The 1,601-nt window shown below is 34.1% G+C and carries 1 protein-coding gene; it reads left to right on the plus strand.

Annotated features, from left to right (window positions below; translation table 11 throughout):
* Positions 1–1,422 (plus strand): ISL3 family transposase (locus EF384_RS09470; RefSeq protein WP_233570090.1); only part of this gene is annotated, 1,422 nt, incomplete at its 5' end.
* Positions 1,423–1,601: the final 179 nt, after the last annotated feature.

Below are 1,601 nucleotides of genomic sequence, written 5' to 3' on the forward strand. Positions count from 1 at the left end.
ACTATTTTTGTGTACGCAAAAAAAGGACATGATATCCTTATTTCAAGTAAACCACGACGAATACTGAAAGAAGGAAAATTCATGTCCCATATAACTATTATAAAACAACTTTGCGGAATTCTCGACAATAATATTCAAATTGATGTACCAGAGGGAATGACTTTGCTTCCCATTGAAAAGTATCAAGATGTGAATTATATAGTCGTTGAAGGCGTCTTAACCTACAAGCCTAAGGCTTGTACCCAATGTGGTGTAAAGAATACAGGCAGCCATGATCTAATTAAACATGGGTTCAAATCTACTATTATACGATTACCTAATTCAGTTTCAAATCCGATATTGCTAAAACTGAAGAAGCAACGATTTTATTGTAAACATTGCGCGCAAACCTTTATTGCTGAAACACCGTTAGTACAGAAATACTGCTGTATCTCAAACTCAATAAAAAATCAGATAAGTTCAGAATTAGTTGAAACACAATCCATGCGATTAATCGCTAAACGATATCATGTGTCATCTCCAACAGTTGCTAGGATTCTACTGAAAGCTGGTAAAGGACTATCACCAAAAGGAAACTATTTGCCTAGTAACCTTGGTATAGATGAGTTTAAATCTACTAATCGAGTAGCCAATGCGATGAGTGCTGTCCTTGTGGACACCCATAATAGAAGGTTGATTGATATTATTGTTGATCGAAAACAAGCTTCTCTAATCGATTACTTCGCTTCTTTTACTTGGGCTGCTAGAAGTAGTGTGAAAACTGTTTCTATCGATTTGTATACACCCTATCTTGAAGTAATACGTACTAGCTTTCCTAATGCTAAGATTGTAATTGATAGATTCCATATCGTGAAGTTACTAAATGAGACAATTAATTCTGTTCGTATTAAAGCAATGAATATCGTGAAAAATAGCCGACCATCTGACTACAGAAAACTTAAAAAACAATGGAAGTTGTTGCTAAAAAATGCTGAAGACTTAAATTTCACTGATACATATTATGTTCGCCAATTTGGTGAAGAAATTTCGGAACAGCGCATCGTCGATTTCCTATTGAATATTTCGCCAGATCTATTAGTAACATATACTCTAATGAATGAGCTTAAATACGCAATTTCTACGCATAATATTGAGCTATTTGATGAAATCTTGAAGAGCACAAGGAAAATAACCTTGCCTCGACGGGCTAGAAGAACTATCAGAACTTTACAGAAGTTTTTACCATATATCCATAATTCATTAACTTATACCGTCTCAAATGGACCTACCGAAGGTATTAATAATAAGATTAAATTAATTAAGCGTACAGGTTTCGGATATGCTAATTTCTTTAATTTACGCGCTAGAATACTAGTCCAATTCAAACTAAAATACAAACCTTCAAACCCAGCACCATCAACTTATGAAGCATTGGCAAGCTAAAGCCTGCCAAACTATTAGTAATTTCGTATTCCGTGTTGCTCTAACATAATAATCTTCTTGCCAAAGGGCAAGAAAAAAGCCATACACATAATCGTGTATAGCGTTTCTCTTTGAAGCTCATTTACATATTAATAAATACTATATAACGTATTCGCGATATTTGAAATTATTTACCAACA

It is taken from the genome of Aerococcus agrisoli (assembly GCF_003797145.1).
GTDB classification, from domain to species: domain Bacteria; phylum Bacillota; class Bacilli; order Lactobacillales; family Aerococcaceae; genus Aerococcus; species Aerococcus agrisoli.